The sequence below is a fragment of the Sulfurivirga caldicuralii genome (assembly GCF_900141795.1).
Classification (GTDB): domain Bacteria; phylum Pseudomonadota; class Gammaproteobacteria; order Thiomicrospirales; family Thiomicrospiraceae; genus Sulfurivirga; species Sulfurivirga caldicuralii.
The window spans coordinates 42,551-60,971 of the sequence record NZ_FSRE01000002.1 but is presented as its reverse complement, the minus strand read 5'-3'; the positions used below and the strand labels follow the sequence as shown (position 1 = coordinate 60,971).

Below are 18,421 nucleotides of genomic sequence, written 5' to 3'. Positions count from 1 at the left end.
GCCAGCTTTCCTTCATCCCAATGCCCTCAGCAGACCCTCAGCCTTATGGCGGGTTTCCTTGAGCTCCTGCTCGGCCTGGGCATCCGCCACGATACCGGCGCCGGCACGAAAGTGCACGCGGCTGCCATGTCGCTCCAAGGTGCGAATCAGAATGTTCAGATCCATGCGCCCGTCCCAGCTGATATACCCGAGACTGCCAGTATAGGCCTGCCGGGGTGCCGCTTCCAGCTCAGCAATGATTTCCATGCAGCGCACCTTGGGGCAGCCGGTAATGGTGCCACCGGGAAAAAGCGCCTCGATCTGCTGCAGCGGACTCAGGCCGTCGCGCGGACGCCCACGTACGTTGGAAACGATGTGATGCACATGCTGATAACTTTCCAGCACCATCAGCTCGTTGACCTCAACCGTACCAGGCTGACAGATGCGCCCCAGATCGTTGCGTTCCAGGTCGATAAGCATGATGTGCTCGGCGCGTTCCTTGACCGTTTCCAGCAGTTCGGCCTTCAGGCGGGCATCAGCATCGGGGGTGGCGCCGCGCTTGCGCGTGCCGGCAATCGGGCGCGTCTCCAGCCAGGTGCCGTCAAAACGCAGCAGCCGTTCGGGCGAGGAGCTGATCACCTGCCAGTCGCCAAAATCAGCCAGCGCCGCAAAGGGCGCCGGATTGGCACGTCGCAGTCGGTCATAAAGGTCGGCAGGCGCGCCTTCAACCTCGGCCTGCCACGCCCGCGACAGGTTTACCTGAAACACGTCGCCGGCAAAAATGTAGTCGCGAATGGTCTCCACCCCCTCCAGAAACTGCGCGGGCGGTTCTTCCATCAGCTTGCGCACCGACAGCGGCGCTGAACCACTCGCCCGCTGCTGCAAAGCCGCCTTGATATCCACCTGCATGGGCTCGATCAGATCTTCGGCGCCGGGTTCTGCGACCAGCAGCAACGAAGCCGTGGCATGATCGACGATGATGGCGGCCGGACAGTGCACCAGCTGGGCCAGAGGGCCCTGCCCGCGCGGCAACTGCAGCGTCGGCTCTACCACGCGGGCGTATTCATAGGCAAAAAAGGCAAAAAAACCGCCCAGAAAGGGAATGTCCGCCTCGGGGGACAGCTGAGGGCGCTTTTCCCAGCGCTGCAAAAATGCGCGTTTGAAAAAGTCGGGGACCCCCTCTTCCGTAAGGGTCAGCGTATCCTGTGGAAAGGCAAACAGAATGTCATAGCGCCCAAGCGGGCCTCTAGCGACACTCTGTAGCAGAAACGGATACCGCGCCGGATTGGCGCGGTAGAGATTCAGCAGATCGAGCTGTTCAGGCCATGCCTGACGAACAATGGCCGGCTGCATGGAAACCCGTCAGACCTTGCCCAGAACCAGCGTGCCGTTGGTGCCACCAAAACCGAAGGAGTTATTCAGCGCATAACGGATGTCGGCCTGACGCGCCTCGTTGGGCACATAGTCCAAGTCACAGCCCTCATCCGGGTTATCCAGATTGATGGTAGGCGGCAGCACGCCTTCGTGCAAGGCCAGAGCCGTGAAGATGGTTTCCAGTGCACCGGCCGCACCCAGCGCATGCCCGGTCATGGACTTGGTGGAGCTGACCGCCAGCTTGTAGGCATGGTCGCCAAAAACGCTTTTGACGGCGTCGGTTTCGGCCAGATCACCTGCTGGTGTGGAAGTGCCGTGAGCATTGACGTAATCGATGTCTTCAGGGTTGAGGCCGGCATCGCGCAGGGCATTTTTCATGCAGCGTGCCGCACCTTCACCTCCCTTGGCCGGCAGGGTCATGTGATACGCATCGCCGCTCATGCCAAACCCGAGCACCTCTGCATAGATGGTGGCTCCACGTGCCCTGGCGTGTTCATATTCCTCCAGTACCACGGCACCGGCACCATCGGCCAGCACGAAGCCATCGCGATCCCTGTCCCAGGGACGCGACGCCCTTTCCGGTTCGTCATTCCGGGTGGACAGCGCACGCGCCGCGGCAAAACCGGCCAGGCCAAGCGGGTTGGCCGCCTGCTCGGAACCGCCAGCGATCATCACGTCCGCATCGCCATACATGATCAGGCGTGCCGCATCGCCAATAGCATGGGTACCGGTGGCACAGGCGGTAACCATGGCCAGATTCGGTCCCTTGAGGCCGTACTTGATGGACAGGTTGCCGGAAGTCATGTTGATGATGGCGCTGGGCACAAAGAACGGGGAAATGCGCCGTGGCCCATTTTCCAGCAGGATCTTGTGCTGGCGGGAAATGGTGTCGACCCCGCCAATACCGGCCCCCATGTGCACCCCAATCCGCTCGGCGTTTTCCTCAGTGACTTCAATACCGGCATCCTCAAACGCCTGAATGCCCGCCGCCATGCCATAGTGTATGAACGGATCCATCTTCTTGGCTTCCTTGGGTGCGATGTACTGACTGACGTCAAAATCGCGAATCTGACCGCCGAACTTGACGGAAAACGCACTGACATCGAACGTATCAATGGTGCTGATGCCGCTGCGGCCCGCTTTGATTCCGTCCCAGCTTGACGCCACCGTGTTGCCCAGCGGGGAAACCATACCCAGACCTGTAATGACGACGCGACGCTTGCTCAAGGCTTTCACTCCTGTAACTAGTATCCATCCTGACGGCCTCGGCCGTTTTCAGGACGCACTTACAAAAAGAGCCGTATGAAAACGGCTCTTGCATGGGTGTTCAAACGCAGGGCATTACTTCTCGCAATGCTCTTCGATGTAAGCTACTGCCTGACCCAGTGTCTGAATGTTTTCAGCTTCTTCGTCTGGAATTTCACAGTCGAATTCTTCTTCCAGCGCCATGACCAGCTCAACGGTATCCAGGGAATCAGCGCCCAGATCGTCAACGAAAGATGCGTCAGGAGTTACCTGATCTTCTTCCACACCCAGCTGTTCTACCACGATCTTCTTGACGCGTTCTTCAATGCTGCTCATTGAAAGTCTCCAGTTGTTGTTAAGGAAAAATCTTTTGCTATTTTCTGCGGATTGCGTGCGCTTTGCAAGCACCAATCAGCACATGACCATACCGCCGTTAACGCTGAGCGTCTGCCCGGTAATGTAAGCGGCATCTTCGCTGGCCAGGAAGGCCACCGCCTTGGCGATGTCTTCCGGCTCACCCAGACGCTGCAGAGGAATCTGGCTTGTCAGCGCGGCACGCTGATCTTCGCCCAATGCGCGCGTCATGTCAGTATCGATAAAGCCCGGTGCCACCACATTGACAGTAATGCCGCGCGGACCCACTTCACGGGCCAGTGACTTGGAAAAGCCCATGATGCCGGCCTTGGCGGCGGCATAGTTGGTCTGGCCTGCATTCCCCATCAGCCCCACCACAGAGGCAATGCTGATGATGCGCCCTTCACGGGCCTTCATCATGCCGCGCAGGACCGCCTTGCTCATGCGGTACACGGAGGTAAGGTTGGTCTGGATGATGGCCTCCCACTCCTCGTCCTTCATGCGCATCAGCAGGTTGTCGCGGGTGATGCCGGCGTTATTGACCAGAATGGTGGGCACGCCCACTTCGGCATTGACCCAGCTGACCAGTTCATCGATCTGCTCGGGCTGAGTGACATCCAGCACCTTGCCGTAGCCTTCCAGACCGGCATCCTTGAAATAAAGCGAAATGGCTTCGGCTCCCGCTTCCGAGGTAGCCGTGCCCACAACGGTGGCGCCCTTTGCGGCTAGCTCAAGGGCGATGGCCTTGCCAATACCGCGACTGGCGCCCGTAACCAGAGCAACTTTTCCTGCAAACATCTTCATGACTCCATGGCTTCAATGGCGGCCTCAACCGAGGCGGGATCCATGACGGCCGCAATGGGGAAGCGGCGGTCGATGCGGCGGTTCAGGCCGGTGAGCACCTTGCCCGGGCCAAACTCGAACAGCTGCTCCACCCCCTGCACCTTGAGGGCCTCGATGGTTTTCACCCATTGTACCGGCTTGTAAAGCTGCTGCACTAGCGCGTTGCGCAGTGCATCCACGTCCGCATGACTCTGCACATCCACATTGTGCAGCACGGGGAAACGCGGTGTATTCAGGGGCATGTCCGCCAGCTTTTCCGCCAGCTTCTCTGCCGCTGGCTTCATCAGTGAGCAATGAGACGGCGCGCTTACCGCCAGCGGCACGACACGCTTAGCACCCTTGGCTTCCGCCAACGCCATGGCGCGTTCGACGGCCGGCGCATCACCGGCAATCACCACCTGCCCCGGGGAATTGAAGTTCACCGCCTCACAGACTTGTCCCTGGGCCGCTTCCTCACACAACGCGATCACGTCTTCGTCGCTCAGGCCGAGGATGGCGGCCATCTTACCCGCCCCTTCCGGCACGGCATTCTGCATCAGCTCGCCGCGCAGGGCTACCAACTGTACCGCATCCGCAAGCGGCCAGACCTCGGCGGCCGTGAGTGCCGTATACTCACCCAACGAATGGCCGGCCAGCGCCGCCGGTGCCATATCGATCTGGCTGTCGAGCACGCGCCATACTGCCATGCCCGCCGTGAGCATGGCCGGCTGCGTAATCTGCGTCTTGTTCAATTCAGATTCAGGACCATTCTGCGTAAGCGCCCACAGATCGTAGCCAAGCGCATCCGAGGCTTCTTCAAAGGTTTGCTGGACCTGAGGGTAGACGGCGGCCAGCTCTGCGAGCATGCCCACAGATTGTGCGCCCTGCCCAGGAAAAACGATTGCATAGTTCATCGAATGGAATACTCCCTCAATAACGAACCAGGGCGGAGCCCCAGGTAAAGCCGCCGCCAAAGGCCTCCATGAGAATAAGCTGCCCGGGCTGGATACGACCGTCCCGAACCGCCTCGTTCAAGGCAAGCGGCACGGAGGCGGCTGAAGTATTGGCATGACGGTTTACCGTCAGCACCACCTGTTCCGGCTTCATTTTCAGCTTGCGTGCGGTGGCGTCGATAATGCGCTTGTTGGCCTGATGCGGCACCAGCCAGTCAAGCTCTTCCGGTGCCACGCCGTTGCGAGCCAGCGTTTCGGTGGCCACCTGACTGAGAGTATTGACCGCCACCTTGAACACCTCGCTGCCGCGCATGTGCATGCTGCGCTCGGAGATGCTGTCGGTAATGGGTTTCTTGGACACGCCGGACGGCACGTGCAGCAGGTTCTCATACTGGCCATCTGCGTGGATATGGGTATTGATGACACCGGGTTCTTCGCCGACCTCCAGCACGACAGCCCCGGCCCCATCGCCGAACAGTACGCAGGTGTTGCGATCGGACCAGTCGATGATGCGCGACAGGGTTTCTGCGCCGACCACCAGTGCATTGCGCACCATGCCGGCACGAATGAACTGATCCGCAACGCTCAGGGCGTAGATAAAACCGGAGCAGACCGCCTGTACGTCAAATGCGGGGGCACCATGATTGCCCAGACGCTGCTGCAGCAGACAGGCGGTACTGGGGAAGATCTTATCAGGCGTGGTGGTCGCCACCACGATCAGCTGTAGATCCTCTGGGGCCAGATTGGCCATATCCAGTGCCTGGCGGGCGGCCTGCTCGGCCAGATCGGATGTGGTCTGATCATCGGCAGCGATATGACGCTGCTCGATGCCGGTGCGTTCACGTATCCAGGCATCGGAAGTATCCACCATCTGCTCAAGATCCGCATTGGTAAGGATTTTTTCCGGCAGGTAACCGCCGGTGCCGACAATGCGACTAAACTGCTTGCTGCTCTGATTCATGAACGGTGTCTTGTTGTTCCAGCGTGGCCATCAGCTGCGCCAGCTGCTCGCTGATCATCTGCGGAATCGCCTTCTGCACCTCAAGGCGCGCCTGACCAATCGCATGGAAATAGGCAAATTCATCTGCGCCGCCGTGACTCTTGATGACGATCTTGCGCAGACCTAACAGGCTGGCGCCATTATAACGGCGCGGATCAATGGTCTGCTGAAAATGACGCAGAACCGGCAATGCCACCATGCCGGCGAGCTTGGTGAGCAAACTGCGTCCAAACGCCTTCTTGAGGTGGAAGCTGATCATCTTGGCCACCCCTTCGGAAGCCTTGAGGGCGATATTGCCGTCAAAGCCGTCGCATACCACCACATCGGTATCCCCCTTGAAGATGTCGTCACCTTCCACGTAGCCGATGTAATTGAGCGGGGTCTGCAGCAATAGGCGATGCGCATGGCGAATCCGTTCCGGCCCCTTGATCTCCTCTTCGCCGATATTGAGCAGGCCGACCCTGGGCGCCGGGTTGTCGTCCAGCTGGCTGACGAGCACAGAACCCATCAATGCAAACTGCAGCAGGTTCTCGCCATCCACGCCCACATTGGCGCCCAGATCCAGCATGTGTACATGCCCTTTCATGGTCGGCATGGCGGTACAGATGGCTGGACGTTCGATGCCAGGCAGGGTCTTGAGCACAAACTTGGACATGGCCATCAGCGCACCGGTATTGCCGGCACTGACGCAGGCGTCCGCCTGGTCGTCCTTGACCAGATTCAGGGCAACACGCATGGAGGACTGCCGTTTCTGACGCAGGGCCTTGGACGGCAGATCGTCCATTTCCACCACCTGATCAGCATGCACCACACGCAGGCGCTCGTTCGGCGTTTCGTTGTGCTCGGCCAGCGCTTCGAGAATCTCAGCTTCGCGGCCGACCAGCACCAGCGTGATGTCCGACCAGGTTTTCAGGGCCTGAAGCGCCGCGGGGATCGTGACCCGAAGGCCGTGATCCCCGCTCATGGCGTCGATGGCAATGGTTGCGTGCGACGCAGCCATTACTTCTCGATGACTTTCTTGCCCTTGTAGTAGCCGTCCGCAGTCACGTGATGACGACGGTGCAGTTCACCGGTGGTGGGATCCGTGCTCAGCTTGGGGCCGGAAATCGCATCGTGTGAACGGCGCATGCCACGCTTGGAAGGGGTTTTACGGTTCTGTTGAACAGCCATGATCAGCTCCTTTTCAGTGTTTTTTCATCAAGTCTTTCAGGGCAGCGAAGGGGTTTTCTTCCGCTTCAGCCGCCGCGTCTCCATCCAGCCACACCAGCGGCTCACCCGGCTTGCGGGGGACCTGTGGAATGGCCAGTAGCAGTTCGTCTTCAATCATCTGCCAGGGATTCAGTTTGGGCGCCTCCAGCAACCAGGTATCGTATTGCTCGGGCACCAGCTTCGCTTCTGCCTCATCGTTGACGACCACGGCGGTGTAGGTTTCATCCACCGGTTCGTCATACGCCTCCAGCGTACGTTGACACTGCAGGGACAAAGGCGTTTTCAGCGTCAGCGTAAAGGCGGGATAACCGGTTTCCGGCTCCTCGAAAAAGTCGAGCGCCACATCCACCTCGCGTGCGCCATCGTCCTGAAGCATTTCCATCAAGCGCGGAAAGCGCGACTGGGCAATGGCCAGCCGGTACTGCTGCCCGTTGCGCGCCGCCTGTGACGGCTCGATCAAATCAGGTAATCGCTTGCTCACGCCGAAGCCCTGAATTTTGTTAAGCTGTTAATTATAACAGCAATACGGAATAAAAACCGAATGCTTATTTTGGCTTCCACCTCACCCTACCGACGCGCCCTGCTGGAAAAACTACAGCTGCCGTTCGAATGCATGGCACCACAGGTGGATGAGACCCCGGCCGCGGACGAGCCCATCGAGCAGCTGGTGCAGCGCCTCAGCGAAGCCAAGGCGCGCGCCATTGCAACGAACCACCCGAACGCCTGGGTGATCGGCTCCGACCAAAGCGCGACCGTCGCGGGGCAGCAACTCGTCAAGCCCGGCACGCGGGGACGGGCCCGCCAGCAGCTGAAGCTGCTATCCGGACAGCGCGTCGCCTTTCATACCGGCCTGAGCGTGTGTCATGGCGATCACTGCCTGACCACACTGGATACCACCTGGACACAGTTCCGCACCCTCGACGACGCCCTGATCGATTATTACCTGGATCACGAACAGCCCTGGAATTGCGCCGGCGCCATCAAGTCGGAAGGGCTGGGGATCATTCTGATCAAGCGCATCGAAAATGACGACCCCAACGCCCTCATCGGCCTGCCGCTGATCAAGCTGATCGATCTGTTGAGTGCGCTGGATTATCCCTTTCCATGGAAGAGGGACACAGGCGCGGCAACAGCCACGCCTTGAGACCCTCCAGGTCGTGCAGGTGCGCCACCGGCCCATAGCGGTCCAGCTCGGCGCTGTCGTGCACGCCGTGACTCAGCGCAATCCGATCCATGCCAATGCGCTGCGCCATCTCCATGTCGAACGTTGTATCCCCTACCATGACTGCCTGCGATACCGGCACGCCGGTCTCTTCAAGGATGCGCTGCAACATCAACGGGTCGGGCTTTGACGCAGACTCTTCCGGGGTATAGGTCAGATCAAAATAGGGACCCAGCCCGCTCTCCTCGAGCACCTGATTCAGGCCGCGGCGGCTCTTCCCCGTCGCAATCGCCACAATGGCACCCGCCGCCTTGAGGGCGCGCAGCAAGCCTTCGGCCCCCGCAAACGGCACCATGGGCACCAGCGAGTCATTGAGGAAGTGGTGCGAATAGGCTTCTGCCATGCGCCGCACCTGCGCCTCATCCGCCTCGGGATAGAGGGTTTGAATTGCCTTCGTCAGGCTCAATCCGATAATGCTGGCACTGGTGCGATCATCCAGTACCGGCAATCCGGTTTTTCGGGCTGCCTGCTGAATCGCATCCACAATGCGATCCTGTGAATTCATGAGCGTGCCATCCCAGTCAAAGATGACCAGCCGATAGCAACGCGAGGTGTCCGACGCTTCAGTCATTGTGATCCTTTCTGCACAAGCATGTTAATGTCTGTGGAAATAGGTCGGGTAGCGGCGCTTCTACTTCCATTCGCTGCTCGGTCGCAGGATGGATGAACCCCAGCCGCCACGCATGCAACGCCAGACGCTTCAGGCCACAGCGGCGCGCCATCTGGTTGGCTGCCCGATCCCCATATTTTTCGTCGCCCAATAATGGATGGCCGCTGGCCTGTGCATGCACGCGAATCTGATGGGTGCGGCCCGTCTTCAGACTAACCTCCACATCCGACGCCCGCTCGCACCCTTGTACCAGCCGAAAATAGCTTAGCGAGGGCTTGCCGTCGTCCGCGACCACCACCATGCGCTCGCCCGACTTGAGCGTATTCTTGCGTAGCGGCAGCGCCACCTTGCGGCGCTGAGCAGGCCACTGCCCGGCTACCAATGCGCGGTAAAGCTTGGTCATGCCCTGACCCCGCACCTGCTCATGCAATGCCTTGAGCACCGACGCCTTTTTCGCCAGCAACAGCACCCCTGAGGTATCCCGATCCAGGCGATGCACCAATTCCAGCCGACGCGCGTGCGGCCTTGCCGCGCGGGCCAGCTCGATCACGCCCCAACTCAGGCCGCTGCCCCCATGCACCGCCATGCCGGGAGGCTTGTTCAGCACAAGAATATCCGCATCCTCATACAGCACCAGCGCTTCAAAACGCGCCACCGCATCATCGCGAAAGACAGGCTTGCCCTCCGCTTCCGGCAGTCGTGTTGGCGGAATGCGCACTTCGTCACCGACCTGCAGGCGGTCGCTGACCTTGGCACGGCGCCCATTGACGCGCACCTCCCCCTTGCGCACGATTCGGTAGATGAGTGCTCGGGGCGCCTTGCGCAGTCGGCGCATGAGAAAATTGTCGAGTCGTTGTCCGGCGTCTTCCTCGCCGACACGCACTTTCTGCACCTGCTGATAGGCCATGGGGAGTTTCCATACAGTAAGCTGGCGCCTATTGTAGCGGCAATGCCCGCGTCCCATCCTGCCAGGCTCATACACCGAAATGCGGCAGCCCTGTCCTGCAATCACACCTTTACATTGTCAAGCGTTCAAGCGCGTGATATATTTCACAGGCAATATGGGTCAACATGCACAGGCATCAGACCCCGGGTCGATCAATAAGGATTCACCCGAACGGGCACACGCCCGAGCAGACAAGATTGATTTGAAGACCGTACACGATCTGCAGACATGCGATCCCGAGTTCAACAGGAACTCACCGGCGCACCCGCTCATAACACTATCGGGATAAGACGCTGGCCGAAGCAGAACTTAAAAACAACCGAATACAAGCTGAGAGCTGAGCTGGGTACAGGTTCAGCTTGAGAAAAAGGATAAGGTTTGATCACCACGCGCATTCATTTGACACATCTGACCACCAACTGCTTACCGCCACCCGGCAAGCACCTGTTGGGCGGCGGCGTGTGCCTGCGCGACTGACACCTTATCAAGACGCTGACCCGCCTTTTAAGTCCTGCTGTGGAACGCCTGTCCGCAGTGTCGGTGTACGCCGTTTAACCGACAGATAACAGGACATTCAACCATGAAACGAATGCTCATCAATGCCACGCAGCCGGAAGAGATCCGCGTTGCGCTGGTCGATGGCCAGAAGCTCTATGATCTGGACATTGAAACCACCCGGCACCAGAAGAAAAAGGCCAATATCTACAAGGGCAAGGTGACCCGCATCGAGCCCAGTCTGGAAGCCGCCTTCGTCGATTATGGCGCTGAACGCCACGGTTTTCTGCCCTTCAAGGAAGTCGCCGAGGAATACTACCCCCAGGATCGCAAGGACGGCCGCCTGTCCATCAGCGATGTGCTGAAGGAGGGGCAGGAAATCATTGTTCAGGTGCAGAAGGAAGAGCGCGGCAACAAGGGTGCGGCGCTCACCACGCAGATCACCCTCGCCGGCCCCTATGTGGTCATGATGCCCAACAACCCCCGCGCCGGCGGCATCTCCCGCCGCATCGAAGGCGAAGAACGCGCTGAACTGCGCGATGCCCTCAATGGTGTGGACGTACCGGAAGGCATGGGCCTGATCGTGCGCACCGCCGGGATCGGCAAGAGCAGCGAGGAGCTGCAGTGGAATGTCAACTATCTGGTGCAACTGTGGGAAGCCATCAAGAAGGCTGCCGAAAGCAAGCCGGCGCCGTTCCTGATCTATCAGGAGTCGGACATCATCACCCGCGCCATTCGCGATCACCTGCGCCAGGACATCGGCGAAGTCCTCATCGACGACATGGAGGCTTTCCACCGCGCTCGCGACTTCGTCCAGCATGTCATGCCCCAGTTCGTCGGTCGCATCAAGCCCTATCAGGACAAGATCCCCCTGTTTACCCGCTTCCAGATCGAATCCCAGATCGAAACCGCCTATCAGCGGGAGGTGACCCTGCCCTCCGGCGGCGTGATCGTCATCGACATTACCGAAGCGCTGACCGCCATCGACATCAACTCCTCCCGCGCCACCAAGGGCGGCGATATCGAGGAGACCGCCTTCAACACCAATATGGAAGCGGCGGTGGAAATCGCACGCCAGCTGCGCCTGCGCGACCTGGGTGGCCTGATCGTGATCGACTTTATCGACATGCACGCCAACAAGCACCAGCGCGAAGTGGAAAATACCCTGCGCGAAGCGGTCAAGAGCGACCGTGCCCGCGTGCAGATCGGCCGCATCTCCCGCTTTGGCCTGCTGGAAATGTCCCGTCAGCGCCTGCGTCCTTCCATTGAGGAGTCCACGCAGATCGTCTGCCCGCGCTGCAAGGGTGTCGGTGTCATCCGCGGCGTGGAATCCATGGCGCTCTCCATTCTGCGCCTGCTGGAAGAAGAGGCGATGAAGGAAAACACCAAGCGGGTCACTGTACAGCTGCCCGTGGATGTAGCCACCTTCCTGCTCAACGAAAAGCGCAATCACCTCACCCGCATCGAAGAGCGCCACAACCTGCACATTCTCATCGTGCCTAACGAGCACCTGCAGACGCCGGATTACCTGATGGAGCGTGTACGCTTCAACGAAGAGGAAGTGCAGCAGGGCGCCAGCTACGCGCAGAAAACTGAAAAAACGCCGGAGCTTCCCGCCATCGAGGAGCCCACCGCCGAAACCATTGCCAAGGAAACACCGGTGGTGCAGCAGATTCAGCCCACTGCACCGCCGCCACCGCCCGCACCCAAGGCCGAAGCCCCCAAACCGGGTCTGCTGACGCGCCTGTGGCAGGCGCTGTTTGCCCCCGCACCGGCCGAGGAAGAGGAAAAAAAACCGGCACGCACGCGCAATAACAACCGCCGCCGTAGCAATAGCAATAATCGACGTCGCAACAACAACCGCCGCCGCAACAACCGGCCACTGGAGGAAGGCGCCAGCAGCGCCGATGTGAACGCGCAGGGTGAACAAACCACTCAGGAAGCGCCTGCAAGTGGCAATAACGAGAACGGCGGAAACGGGCGCAACCGTAATCGCAACCGTAATCGCAACCGCAATCGCAACAACCGCAGTCAGGAAGCGACCACGGAAGCCGTCGAAACTGCGGCTGTGGATGCCGCGGCAAGCGAAACGCCATCCGCTGCAGTAGCTGAAATGGAGAAAGCGGCCATACCAGAAGCCGCAGAACCGAAAAAGGCTGAAACTGTTGTAGATAGCGAAACCGAAGCGGGTGCAGTTGAGTCCGAATCATCCGGGGACAATGTGCCGGTAGAAGAAGCGCCGCGCACCCTTAACAAGCGCCGCACCTATCAGCGTCAGGGACGCTATGCCGTACGTCGCCGGCGCGCCCCGCAGGATGCCGCTAGCCTCACGGTTGAAGATGTGATGGCGCAGGCCGCCGAAGAACCACCAGTGGCAACTCCCGAGCCGGTTCGGGTCCCCATGATTACGGACGCAGAAACGGGTGCGCCCACCTCAGCACCGCAGGCAACGGCAATGTCCGAACAGCCCGAAACGGTACCGGCTGAAGCATCAGCGGACGCGGCTACGTCGGCACAACCGGCTGAAACGAGCATCGAGTCCGCAGAGCAGGCTTCGGCTAGCGCCTCTGCTTCACCGGCGTCTCAGGCACCTGATGCTGCACCGACAGAGGAAACCCCTGCAACACCTGCCGAGGCAGCTGAACAGACTGAGTCTGAGTCATCTGCTGAGACAGGTGCACAGAACACGGTGGCGTCAGCTGACAGCGAAGAAACGAAAGAGGCAACGTCTGAACCCCCTGCTACCGAAAACGTAGAGGAGGCCGTAGCCGAGCAGAACACGGCTGCTGACGAGACGCCCAAGGCGGCGAGTGGCAGTTAATCACTGCAACCCAAGCCTCTGGCAATAAAAAACCCGCCACGATCTCAGGCCATGGCGGGTTTTCTTTTTATACACCAAGCGCTCGCGTGCCTTATAACGCGTCGGCGAGTACGCTGTTGAGACGCTTGACGAATCCGGCCGGATCCTCCGGCTGCACCCCTTCGGCCAGCTCGGCCTGATCCAGCAGGATTTCGCCCCACAGCTTCAGCTTCTCTTCGTCGCTAAGGTTTTCCAGCTTTTTGATCAGCGGATGTGCAGGGTTGATCTCCAGCACCGGCTTCTGCTTGGGTGGCTCCTGTCCCATCTGCTTGAGCATCTGGATCATGTGCGGGCTGAGGCCGTTTTTAGGCGGCACCACACAGGCGGGTGAATCGGTCAGGCGCGCCGTGGTGCGTACCGCTTCCACACGCTCGGCCAGCACCTTCTGCAGGCGCTCGATCAGTTCATCGGCCGCCTTTTTCTCCTCTTCAGAAATGGCCTCGTTTTCCGGCGGCTCAATATCAGCCTGAGCCACGGATTTCAGCGGCTTGCCGGCGTATTCGTTGAGGTGCGCTACCAGCCACTCGTCAATGCGGTCATACAGGAGCAACACTTCGATGCCCTTCTTGCGGAAGATCTCCAGATGCGGGCTGTTTTTCGCTGCCTGATAGCTGTCGGCCACGATGTAATAGATGGCCTCCTGATCCGGCTGCATACGTTCAATGTAATCATCCAGACTGACCCGCTGCTCGGGCGTATCGTTGTGGGTGGAAGCAAAGCGCAGCAGGGAGGCGATCTTCTCCCGGTTGCTGAAGTCTTCCACCACCCCTTCCTTGAGCACATTGCCAAAGGCATCCCAGAAAGTGGCGTACTTGTCCGCATCCTCCTTGGCCAACTTGCTCAAGTGGTCAAGAATACGCTTGGTGGAGGCACTGTGAATCTTGCGCACTACCTGATTGTCCTGCAGGATCTCCCGGGAAACGTTCAGTGGCAGGTCGTTGGAATCGATGATGCCGCGCACGAACCGCAGATAGGTGGGCAGCAGATGCTCCGCGTCGTCCATGATAAAGACGCGCTTCACATACAGCTTGACGCCATAGCGACGCTCGCGATCGTACAGGTCAAACGGCGGCACCTTGGGAATATAGAACAGACTGGTGTACTCCAGCGTGCCTTCCACGCGGTTGTGCAGCCAGGTCAGCGGCGCTTCGAAGTCGTGGAAGGTCTGCTTGTAGAAATTGATGTAATCCTCGTCCTTCAGCTTGGAGCGGGGTTCCAGCCACAGCGCCGTGGCCTTGTTCACCTGTTCCCACTCGTCGGTGATGACCGGCTTGCCATCCTTGAATTCCTCCTTGGGCATGAGGATGGGAAAGGCAATGTGGTCCGAATAGGTATGGATAATCTGGCGCAGCCTGTGGCCGTCGAGGAATTCCTTCGCATCCTCTTTCAGGTGCAGGCTAATGCGTGTGCCCTTGCCTGATTTCTCAATGGTCTCCAGCGTGTATTCCCCCTGCCCGTCGGATTCCCAGCGCACACCTTCTTCTTTCGGCGCGCCGGCACGGCGGGTTTCCAGCGTCACCTTGTCCGCCACGATAAAGGCAGAATAAAAGCCCACGCCAAACTGACCGATCAGGGCACTGTCCCTGGCCTGATCACCGCTGAGCTGTTCGAGAAACTTTTTCGTGCCGGAGTTGGCGATGGTGCCGATATTCTCGATTACTTCATCGCGGGACATGCCGATACCGTTGTCTTCCACGGTAATGGTGCGTGCCTCCGGATCGTAGCTGACACGGATCGCCAGCTCCTTGTCCCCTTCGTAAAGTGCATCATTGGACAATGCCTCAAAGCGCAGCTTGTCCAGCGCGTCCGAGGCATTGGAAATGAGCTCGCGCAGAAAGATGTCGCGGTTGCTGTACAGGGCGTGGATCACAAGATGCAGCAGCTGTTTGACTTCGGTCTGAAAGGCATGCTTTTCCGCTTGTGCCATAAACGGTCTCCTTTCTGTTGTCTGTACAAACAGGAAAAATAGGGGCCAAATGCCGTTTTTAAAGGGGGGTCCCCGACTTTTTAAAGATCCATTTTTTTGGCAGGCACGAAAAAGGCGCCCGCAGGCGCCTTTTCTGGATCTGATGAGCGTTTTTAGCGGTTAGAAGCCGTTCTCATCATCTTTGACCCGCCCCATGGGGTCTGCCACGTCTTCCAGCGTGGTTTCGATGTCATCCGGCGTGCGCATGATCTTCATGAACTCGCCCATGGGCAGACCCGGCCAGCTGATGGCAATGCGGAACTTGCCGTTGAGCGCAACCGCCTGCTTGCCGTCCAGCAGCAATTCATACGGCAGATGGGCCGCATGGCTGTGCGCACCATGGTCAATATTGTCGAGAACATACTTGTCCGCCGCGGCACTCTGGGTAAAGCCGACGCCCCACACGGTCATCTCGGTGCCCGGAATGTCGATGCGATAGACCTTGAGCGCGCCATCCACCCGCTTGGCCAGGTTTTTCTCGATCACATCAATGCCCTGCTGGTGAGAGTCGTACTCCTCCAGTTCATCCACATCGGTGAAATACGGCATCATGAACTTGTAATGGTAATCGCGCAGCTCGCTTGCAGACAGACCCGGCTCCACCCCAAACTGACCGGCATTGCCCAGCGCCTTTTCCATGGCAGCCTGCACCGGCTTAATATCCCCCGCCATGCGATAGGCGTTCCACCAGTACGTCGGGTTGGTGTAGCTGACTTCCAGTGCACCGTTGTGCTTCACTACCGCCACACGCTCCATGGCACCGAAACCGCCGCGCTCGCTTTTCGCCGCCAGGGTCTTCAGCGCATCATTCGTGACCACGATGATGTGGGTCTCGCTTTTGGGGGCATACTCGCCCACGATGGTAAATCCGGCACTGGAAAGCGCACTCTTGATCTTGGAAACGCCCTCTTCGATGCCAGCGGGCTTGATGGTGCTCAGAATAAAGGGCTTGAGATCCCCGGCCAGCGCTGCAGCCGATGCCAGCCAGGCCAAAATCAGTGTGAACCAGTGCATGCGTTTCATGAACAATCGTCCTCTGTTTCTATGTGTATGAATGCAAAAAGCAGCACGTATTGTGAGCGATATCAGGGGATTATGAACAGCTGAAGTTTTTTATTTAAAAATCGAAGCGGTTTATTTCAGAACATGAGCAAATACTGAAACATCCTTGCCGCCAGACGGCGAACAATGCTGCCAGCGTCTCCATACAAGCGGGCGAATAACTGGACAGCCGGTGGGCAGAGGTCGCACAATGTCATCGTTTCAAGGAGAAAAGAAAGCTCAGCGCCGCACGTTGAAAAACCCCTGCAACAGGGCGCGACTCTCTTCAGCGAGTACGCCCCCCGTCAGCTGCAGCTGATGGTTGAGCAGCGGCGAACGACACAGATTGAACAGTGAGCCGCAGGCACCAGCGCGCGGGTCGGCCGCGGCAAAGACGACGCGTGACACGCGGGCGTGCACCAGCGCACCGGCACACATGGGGCACGGCTCCAGTGTGACATACAGGGTGGTATCGAGCAGGCGGTAGTTGTTCAGCACCTGGGCACCCGCGCGCAGAGCCACGACTTCTGCATGGGCCGACGGATCCCGGTCGGTAATGACCCGGTTCCAGCCGCAGGCAATGCGTTGCCCGCCCTGCACCAGCACGGCACCTACCGGCACTTCGCCCTGAGACTGGGCGAATTCGGCCAGCGCCAGCGCCTGGCGCATCCAGAAGGCGTCCGCCTGTTGCGCAGACAAATCTGCCGGCACAGTGGCCGGCAGATTCAAGGCTTCAGCGGGACAATTACTCCCACTCGATGGTTGCAGGGGGTTTACTGGAGATGTCATAGACAACGCGGGAAATGCGCGGTATCTCATTGATAATGCGGGTGGACACGCGCTCGAGGAAATCGTATGGCAGGTGCGCCCAGCGCGCAGTCATGAAGTCGATGGTCTCCACCGCGCGCAGTGCCACCACATAGTCGTAGCGACGCGCATCGCCCACCACGCCCACCGACTTGATGGGCAGGAACACGGCAAACGCCTGCGAAGTCTTGTCGTAGAGATCGGCCGCACGCAGTTCCTCGATAAAGATATGGTCCGCCAGACGCAGGATATCGGCATACTCCTTCTTCACCTCGCCAAGAATGCGCACGCCCAGTCCCGGCCCCGGGAACGGATGGCGATAGACCATTTCGTAGGGCAGCCCCAGCTCCACGCCCAGCTTGCGCACTTCGTCCTTGAATAGTTCGCGCAGGGGTTCCAGCAGCTTCAGGTTCATCTCTTCCGGCAGGCCGCCCACATTGTGGTGCGACTTGATCACCTTGGCTTTACCGGTCTTGGAGCCTGCCGATTCGATCACGTCCGGATAGATGGTGCCCTGCGCCAGCCACTTCACATTGGTCAGTTTGGACGCCTCCTCATCGAACACCTCAATAAAGGTGTGGCCGATGATCTTGCGCTTCTCCTCCGGATCGGTGACCCCCTTGAGGCGCCCGAAGAACAGGTCCTGCGCATCCACACGGATCACCTTGATGCCCATGTGACGAGCGAACATGGCCATCACCTGGTCACCTTCGCCGTAGCGCAGCAGACCGTGGTCCACAAACACACAGGTGAGTTGATCGCCAATCGCCTTGTGCAGCAGCGCCGCCACCACCGAGGAATCCACGCCTCCGGAGAGGCCCAGCAGCACCTCGTCATCCCCCACCTGCTCACGAATGCGCTGGATGCTGTCTTCAACGATGTTTTTCGTGGTCCACAGCTTTTCGCAGCCGGCGATATCCACCACAAAGCGTTCGAGAATGCGCTTGCCCTGCTTGGTATGCGTCACTTCGGGATGGAACTGGACCCCGTACCACTGCTTGTCCACATTGGCCATGCCGGCGATGGGGCAGGTTTCGTTACTGCACATGAGAATAAAGCCCGGCGGCATCTGTGCGACGCGGTCGCCGTGAGACATCCACACATCGAGAATGCCGTAGCCTTCCGGTGTGACATGGTCCTCAATGTCCCGCAGCAGCGGCGTGTGCCCGTGCGCCCGTACCTGCGCAAAGCCGTATTCATGGGTATCAGCGTGAATCACCTTGCCGCCCAGCTGCTCCGCCATGGTCTGCATGCCGTAGCAAATGCCCAGCAGCGGCACCCCCAGCTCGAAGACCGCTTCCGGTATGCGCGGCGCATCGTCACCCGTGGCACTTTCCGGCCCGCCCGAAAGGATGATGGCCTTGGCGCCGTAATTGCGCACGAAATCATCACCGATGTCCCACGGTACGATTTCACAGAAAACGCCGATCTCGCGGATGCGTCGGCCGATCAGCTGAGTGTACTGCGAGCCAAAGTCCAGAATCAGAACCTTGTCCTGATGAATGTCGTGGGCGGGGGTATGGGTCATGGCAACTCCT

General features: G+C 59.3%; 17 protein-coding genes. 2 read left to right on the top strand and 15 right to left on the bottom strand.

Going from position 1 to position 18,421, the window contains the following annotated elements:
* Positions 1-12: 12 nt before the first annotated feature.
* The 9 genes from BUQ81_RS03415 to BUQ81_RS03375 form a co-directional block, all read right to left on the bottom strand.
* Positions 13-1,332, bottom strand: a complete 1,320-nt coding sequence (locus tag BUQ81_RS03415) for an aminodeoxychorismate synthase component I (RefSeq protein ID WP_074201002.1) — start codon at positions 1,330-1,332, stop codon at positions 13-15.
* Between the two features lie 9 nt (positions 1,333-1,341).
* The gene (gene fabF / locus BUQ81_RS03410) at positions 1,342-2,580 is read right to left on the bottom strand and encodes a beta-ketoacyl-ACP synthase II (RefSeq protein ID WP_074201001.1); all 1,239 of its coding nucleotides are present in this window, start codon (positions 2,578-2,580) and stop codon (positions 1,342-1,344) included.
* Between the two features lie 114 nt (positions 2,581-2,694).
* On the bottom strand, positions 2,695-2,934 hold the full coding sequence (acpP, locus tag BUQ81_RS03405; RefSeq protein WP_074201000.1) for an acyl carrier protein: 240 nt from the start codon (positions 2,932-2,934) through the stop codon (positions 2,695-2,697).
* 75 nt (positions 2,935-3,009) lie between these two features.
* Positions 3,010-3,750, bottom strand: coding sequence for a 3-oxoacyl-ACP reductase FabG (gene fabG / locus BUQ81_RS03400; RefSeq protein ID WP_074200999.1), 741 nt, complete (start codon positions 3,748-3,750; stop codon positions 3,010-3,012).
* A 2-nt stretch (positions 3,751-3,752) separates the two neighbouring features.
* Positions 3,753-4,688: an ACP S-malonyltransferase gene (gene fabD, locus BUQ81_RS03395; protein WP_074200998.1), complete on the bottom strand. Its 936-nt coding sequence runs from the start codon at positions 4,686-4,688 to the stop codon at positions 3,753-3,755.
* A gap of 16 nt (positions 4,689-4,704) precedes the next feature.
* A complete protein-coding gene (locus BUQ81_RS03390; protein ID WP_074200997.1) occupies positions 4,705-5,688 on the bottom strand; it encodes a beta-ketoacyl-ACP synthase III in 984 nt (327 codons plus the stop codon).
* A complete protein-coding gene (plsX, locus tag BUQ81_RS03385) occupies positions 5,663-6,727 on the bottom strand; it encodes a phosphate acyltransferase PlsX (RefSeq protein WP_074200996.1) in 1,065 nt (354 codons plus the stop codon). The genes BUQ81_RS03390 and plsX overlap by 26 nt, the downstream gene beginning before the upstream one ends.
* Entirely contained in the window at positions 6,727-6,897 is a 171-nt protein-coding gene (gene rpmF / locus BUQ81_RS03380) for a 50S ribosomal protein L32 (protein ID WP_074200995.1), read from the bottom strand. Before rpmF ends, plsX begins: the two co-directional genes overlap by 1 nt.
* 13 nt (positions 6,898-6,910) lie before the next feature.
* Entirely contained in the window at positions 6,911-7,417 is a 507-nt protein-coding gene (locus BUQ81_RS03375) for a YceD family protein (RefSeq protein ID WP_143598452.1), read from the bottom strand.
* A 60-nt stretch (positions 7,418-7,477) separates the two neighbouring features.
* On the opposite strand from BUQ81_RS03375, the gene BUQ81_RS03370 reads away from it, so the two are divergent.
* On the top strand, positions 7,478-8,080 hold the full coding sequence (locus BUQ81_RS03370; protein WP_074200993.1) for a Maf family protein: 603 nt from the start codon (positions 7,478-7,480) through the stop codon (positions 8,078-8,080).
* Here BUQ81_RS03370 and BUQ81_RS03365 read toward each other — a convergent pair.
* Together BUQ81_RS03365 and BUQ81_RS03360 are read right to left on the bottom strand one after the other, a co-directional pair.
* Positions 7,998-8,729 carry an HAD family hydrolase gene (locus BUQ81_RS03365; RefSeq protein WP_074200992.1) on the bottom strand — a complete coding sequence of 244 codons (732 nt, stop codon included), beginning with the start codon at positions 8,727-8,729 and terminating at the stop codon, positions 7,998-8,000. The genes BUQ81_RS03370 and BUQ81_RS03365 overlap by 83 nt on opposite strands.
* Entirely contained in the window at positions 8,722-9,675 is a 954-nt protein-coding gene (locus tag BUQ81_RS03360; protein ID WP_074200991.1) for an RluA family pseudouridine synthase, read from the bottom strand. Before BUQ81_RS03360 ends, BUQ81_RS03365 begins: the two co-directional genes overlap by 8 nt.
* A 619-nt stretch (positions 9,676-10,294) precedes the next feature.
* On the opposite strand from BUQ81_RS03360, the gene rne reads away from it, so the two are divergent.
* Complete coding sequence (gene rne / locus BUQ81_RS03355; RefSeq protein ID WP_074200990.1) at positions 10,295-13,030, top strand: ribonuclease E; 2,736 nt, start codon at positions 10,295-10,297, stop codon at positions 13,028-13,030.
* 91 nt (positions 13,031-13,121) lie between these two features.
* Here the strand turns inward: rne and htpG are convergent, their stop codons facing one another.
* The 4 genes from htpG to guaA form a co-directional block, all read right to left on the bottom strand.
* Positions 13,122-14,996: a molecular chaperone HtpG gene (htpG, locus tag BUQ81_RS03350; RefSeq protein WP_074200989.1), complete on the bottom strand. Its 1,875-nt coding sequence runs from the start codon at positions 14,994-14,996 to the stop codon at positions 13,122-13,124.
* A 159-nt stretch (positions 14,997-15,155) separates the two neighbouring features.
* Entirely contained in the window at positions 15,156-16,058 is a 903-nt protein-coding gene (locus tag BUQ81_RS03345) for a DUF302 domain-containing protein (RefSeq protein WP_074200988.1), read from the bottom strand.
* A 258-nt stretch (positions 16,059-16,316) separates the two neighbouring features.
* Positions 16,317-16,805, bottom strand: a complete 489-nt coding sequence (tadA, locus tag BUQ81_RS03340; protein ID WP_234947330.1) for a tRNA adenosine(34) deaminase TadA — start codon at positions 16,803-16,805, stop codon at positions 16,317-16,319.
* A gap of 16 nt (positions 16,806-16,821) precedes the next feature.
* Positions 16,822-18,411, bottom strand: coding sequence for a glutamine-hydrolyzing GMP synthase (gene guaA / locus BUQ81_RS03335; protein ID WP_074200987.1), 1,590 nt, complete (start codon positions 18,409-18,411; stop codon positions 16,822-16,824).
* Positions 18,412-18,421: the final 10 nt, after the last annotated feature.

What these genes read in the sequence shown, in the direction of transcription:
- htpG (WP_074200989.1), bottom strand. Translation starts at nt 14,996, where the DNA reads ATGGCACAAGCGGAAAAGCATGCCTTTCAGACCGAAGTCAAACAGCTG.
- BUQ81_RS03370 (WP_074200993.1), top strand. Translation starts at nt 7,478, where the DNA reads ATGCTTATTTTGGCTTCCACCTCACCCTACCGACGCGCCCTGCTGGAA.
- rne (WP_074200990.1), top strand. Translation starts at nt 10,295, where the DNA reads ATGAAACGAATGCTCATCAATGCCACGCAGCCGGAAGAGATCCGCGTT.
- BUQ81_RS03365 (WP_074200992.1), bottom strand. Translation starts at nt 8,729, where the DNA reads ATGACTGAAGCGTCGGACACCTCGCGTTGCTATCGGCTGGTCATCTTT.
- fabD (WP_074200998.1), bottom strand. Translation starts at nt 4,688, where the DNA reads ATGAACTATGCAATCGTTTTTCCTGGGCAGGGCGCACAATCTGTGGGC.
- acpP (WP_074201000.1), bottom strand. Translation starts at nt 2,934, where the DNA reads ATGAGCAGCATTGAAGAACGCGTCAAGAAGATCGTGGTAGAACAGCTG.
- BUQ81_RS03415 (WP_074201002.1), bottom strand. Translation starts at nt 1,332, where the DNA reads ATGCAGCCGGCCATTGTTCGTCAGGCATGGCCTGAACAGCTCGATCTG.
- plsX (WP_074200996.1), bottom strand. Translation starts at nt 6,727, where the DNA reads ATGGCTGCGTCGCACGCAACCATTGCCATCGACGCCATGAGCGGGGAT.
- guaA (WP_074200987.1), bottom strand. Translation starts at nt 18,411, where the DNA reads ATGACCCATACCCCCGCCCACGACATTCATCAGGACAAGGTTCTGATT.
- BUQ81_RS03360 (WP_074200991.1), bottom strand. Translation starts at nt 9,675, where the DNA reads ATGGCCTATCAGCAGGTGCAGAAAGTGCGTGTCGGCGAGGAAGACGCC.
- BUQ81_RS03390 (WP_074200997.1), bottom strand. Translation starts at nt 5,688, where the DNA reads ATGAATCAGAGCAGCAAGCAGTTTAGTCGCATTGTCGGCACCGGCGGT.
- BUQ81_RS03345 (WP_074200988.1), bottom strand. Translation starts at nt 16,058, where the DNA reads ATGAAACGCATGCACTGGTTCACACTGATTTTGGCCTGGCTGGCATCG.
- rpmF (WP_074200995.1), bottom strand. Translation starts at nt 6,897, where the DNA reads ATGGCTGTTCAACAGAACCGTAAAACCCCTTCCAAGCGTGGCATGCGC.
- fabG (WP_074200999.1), bottom strand. Translation starts at nt 3,750, where the DNA reads ATGTTTGCAGGAAAAGTTGCTCTGGTTACGGGCGCCAGTCGCGGTATT.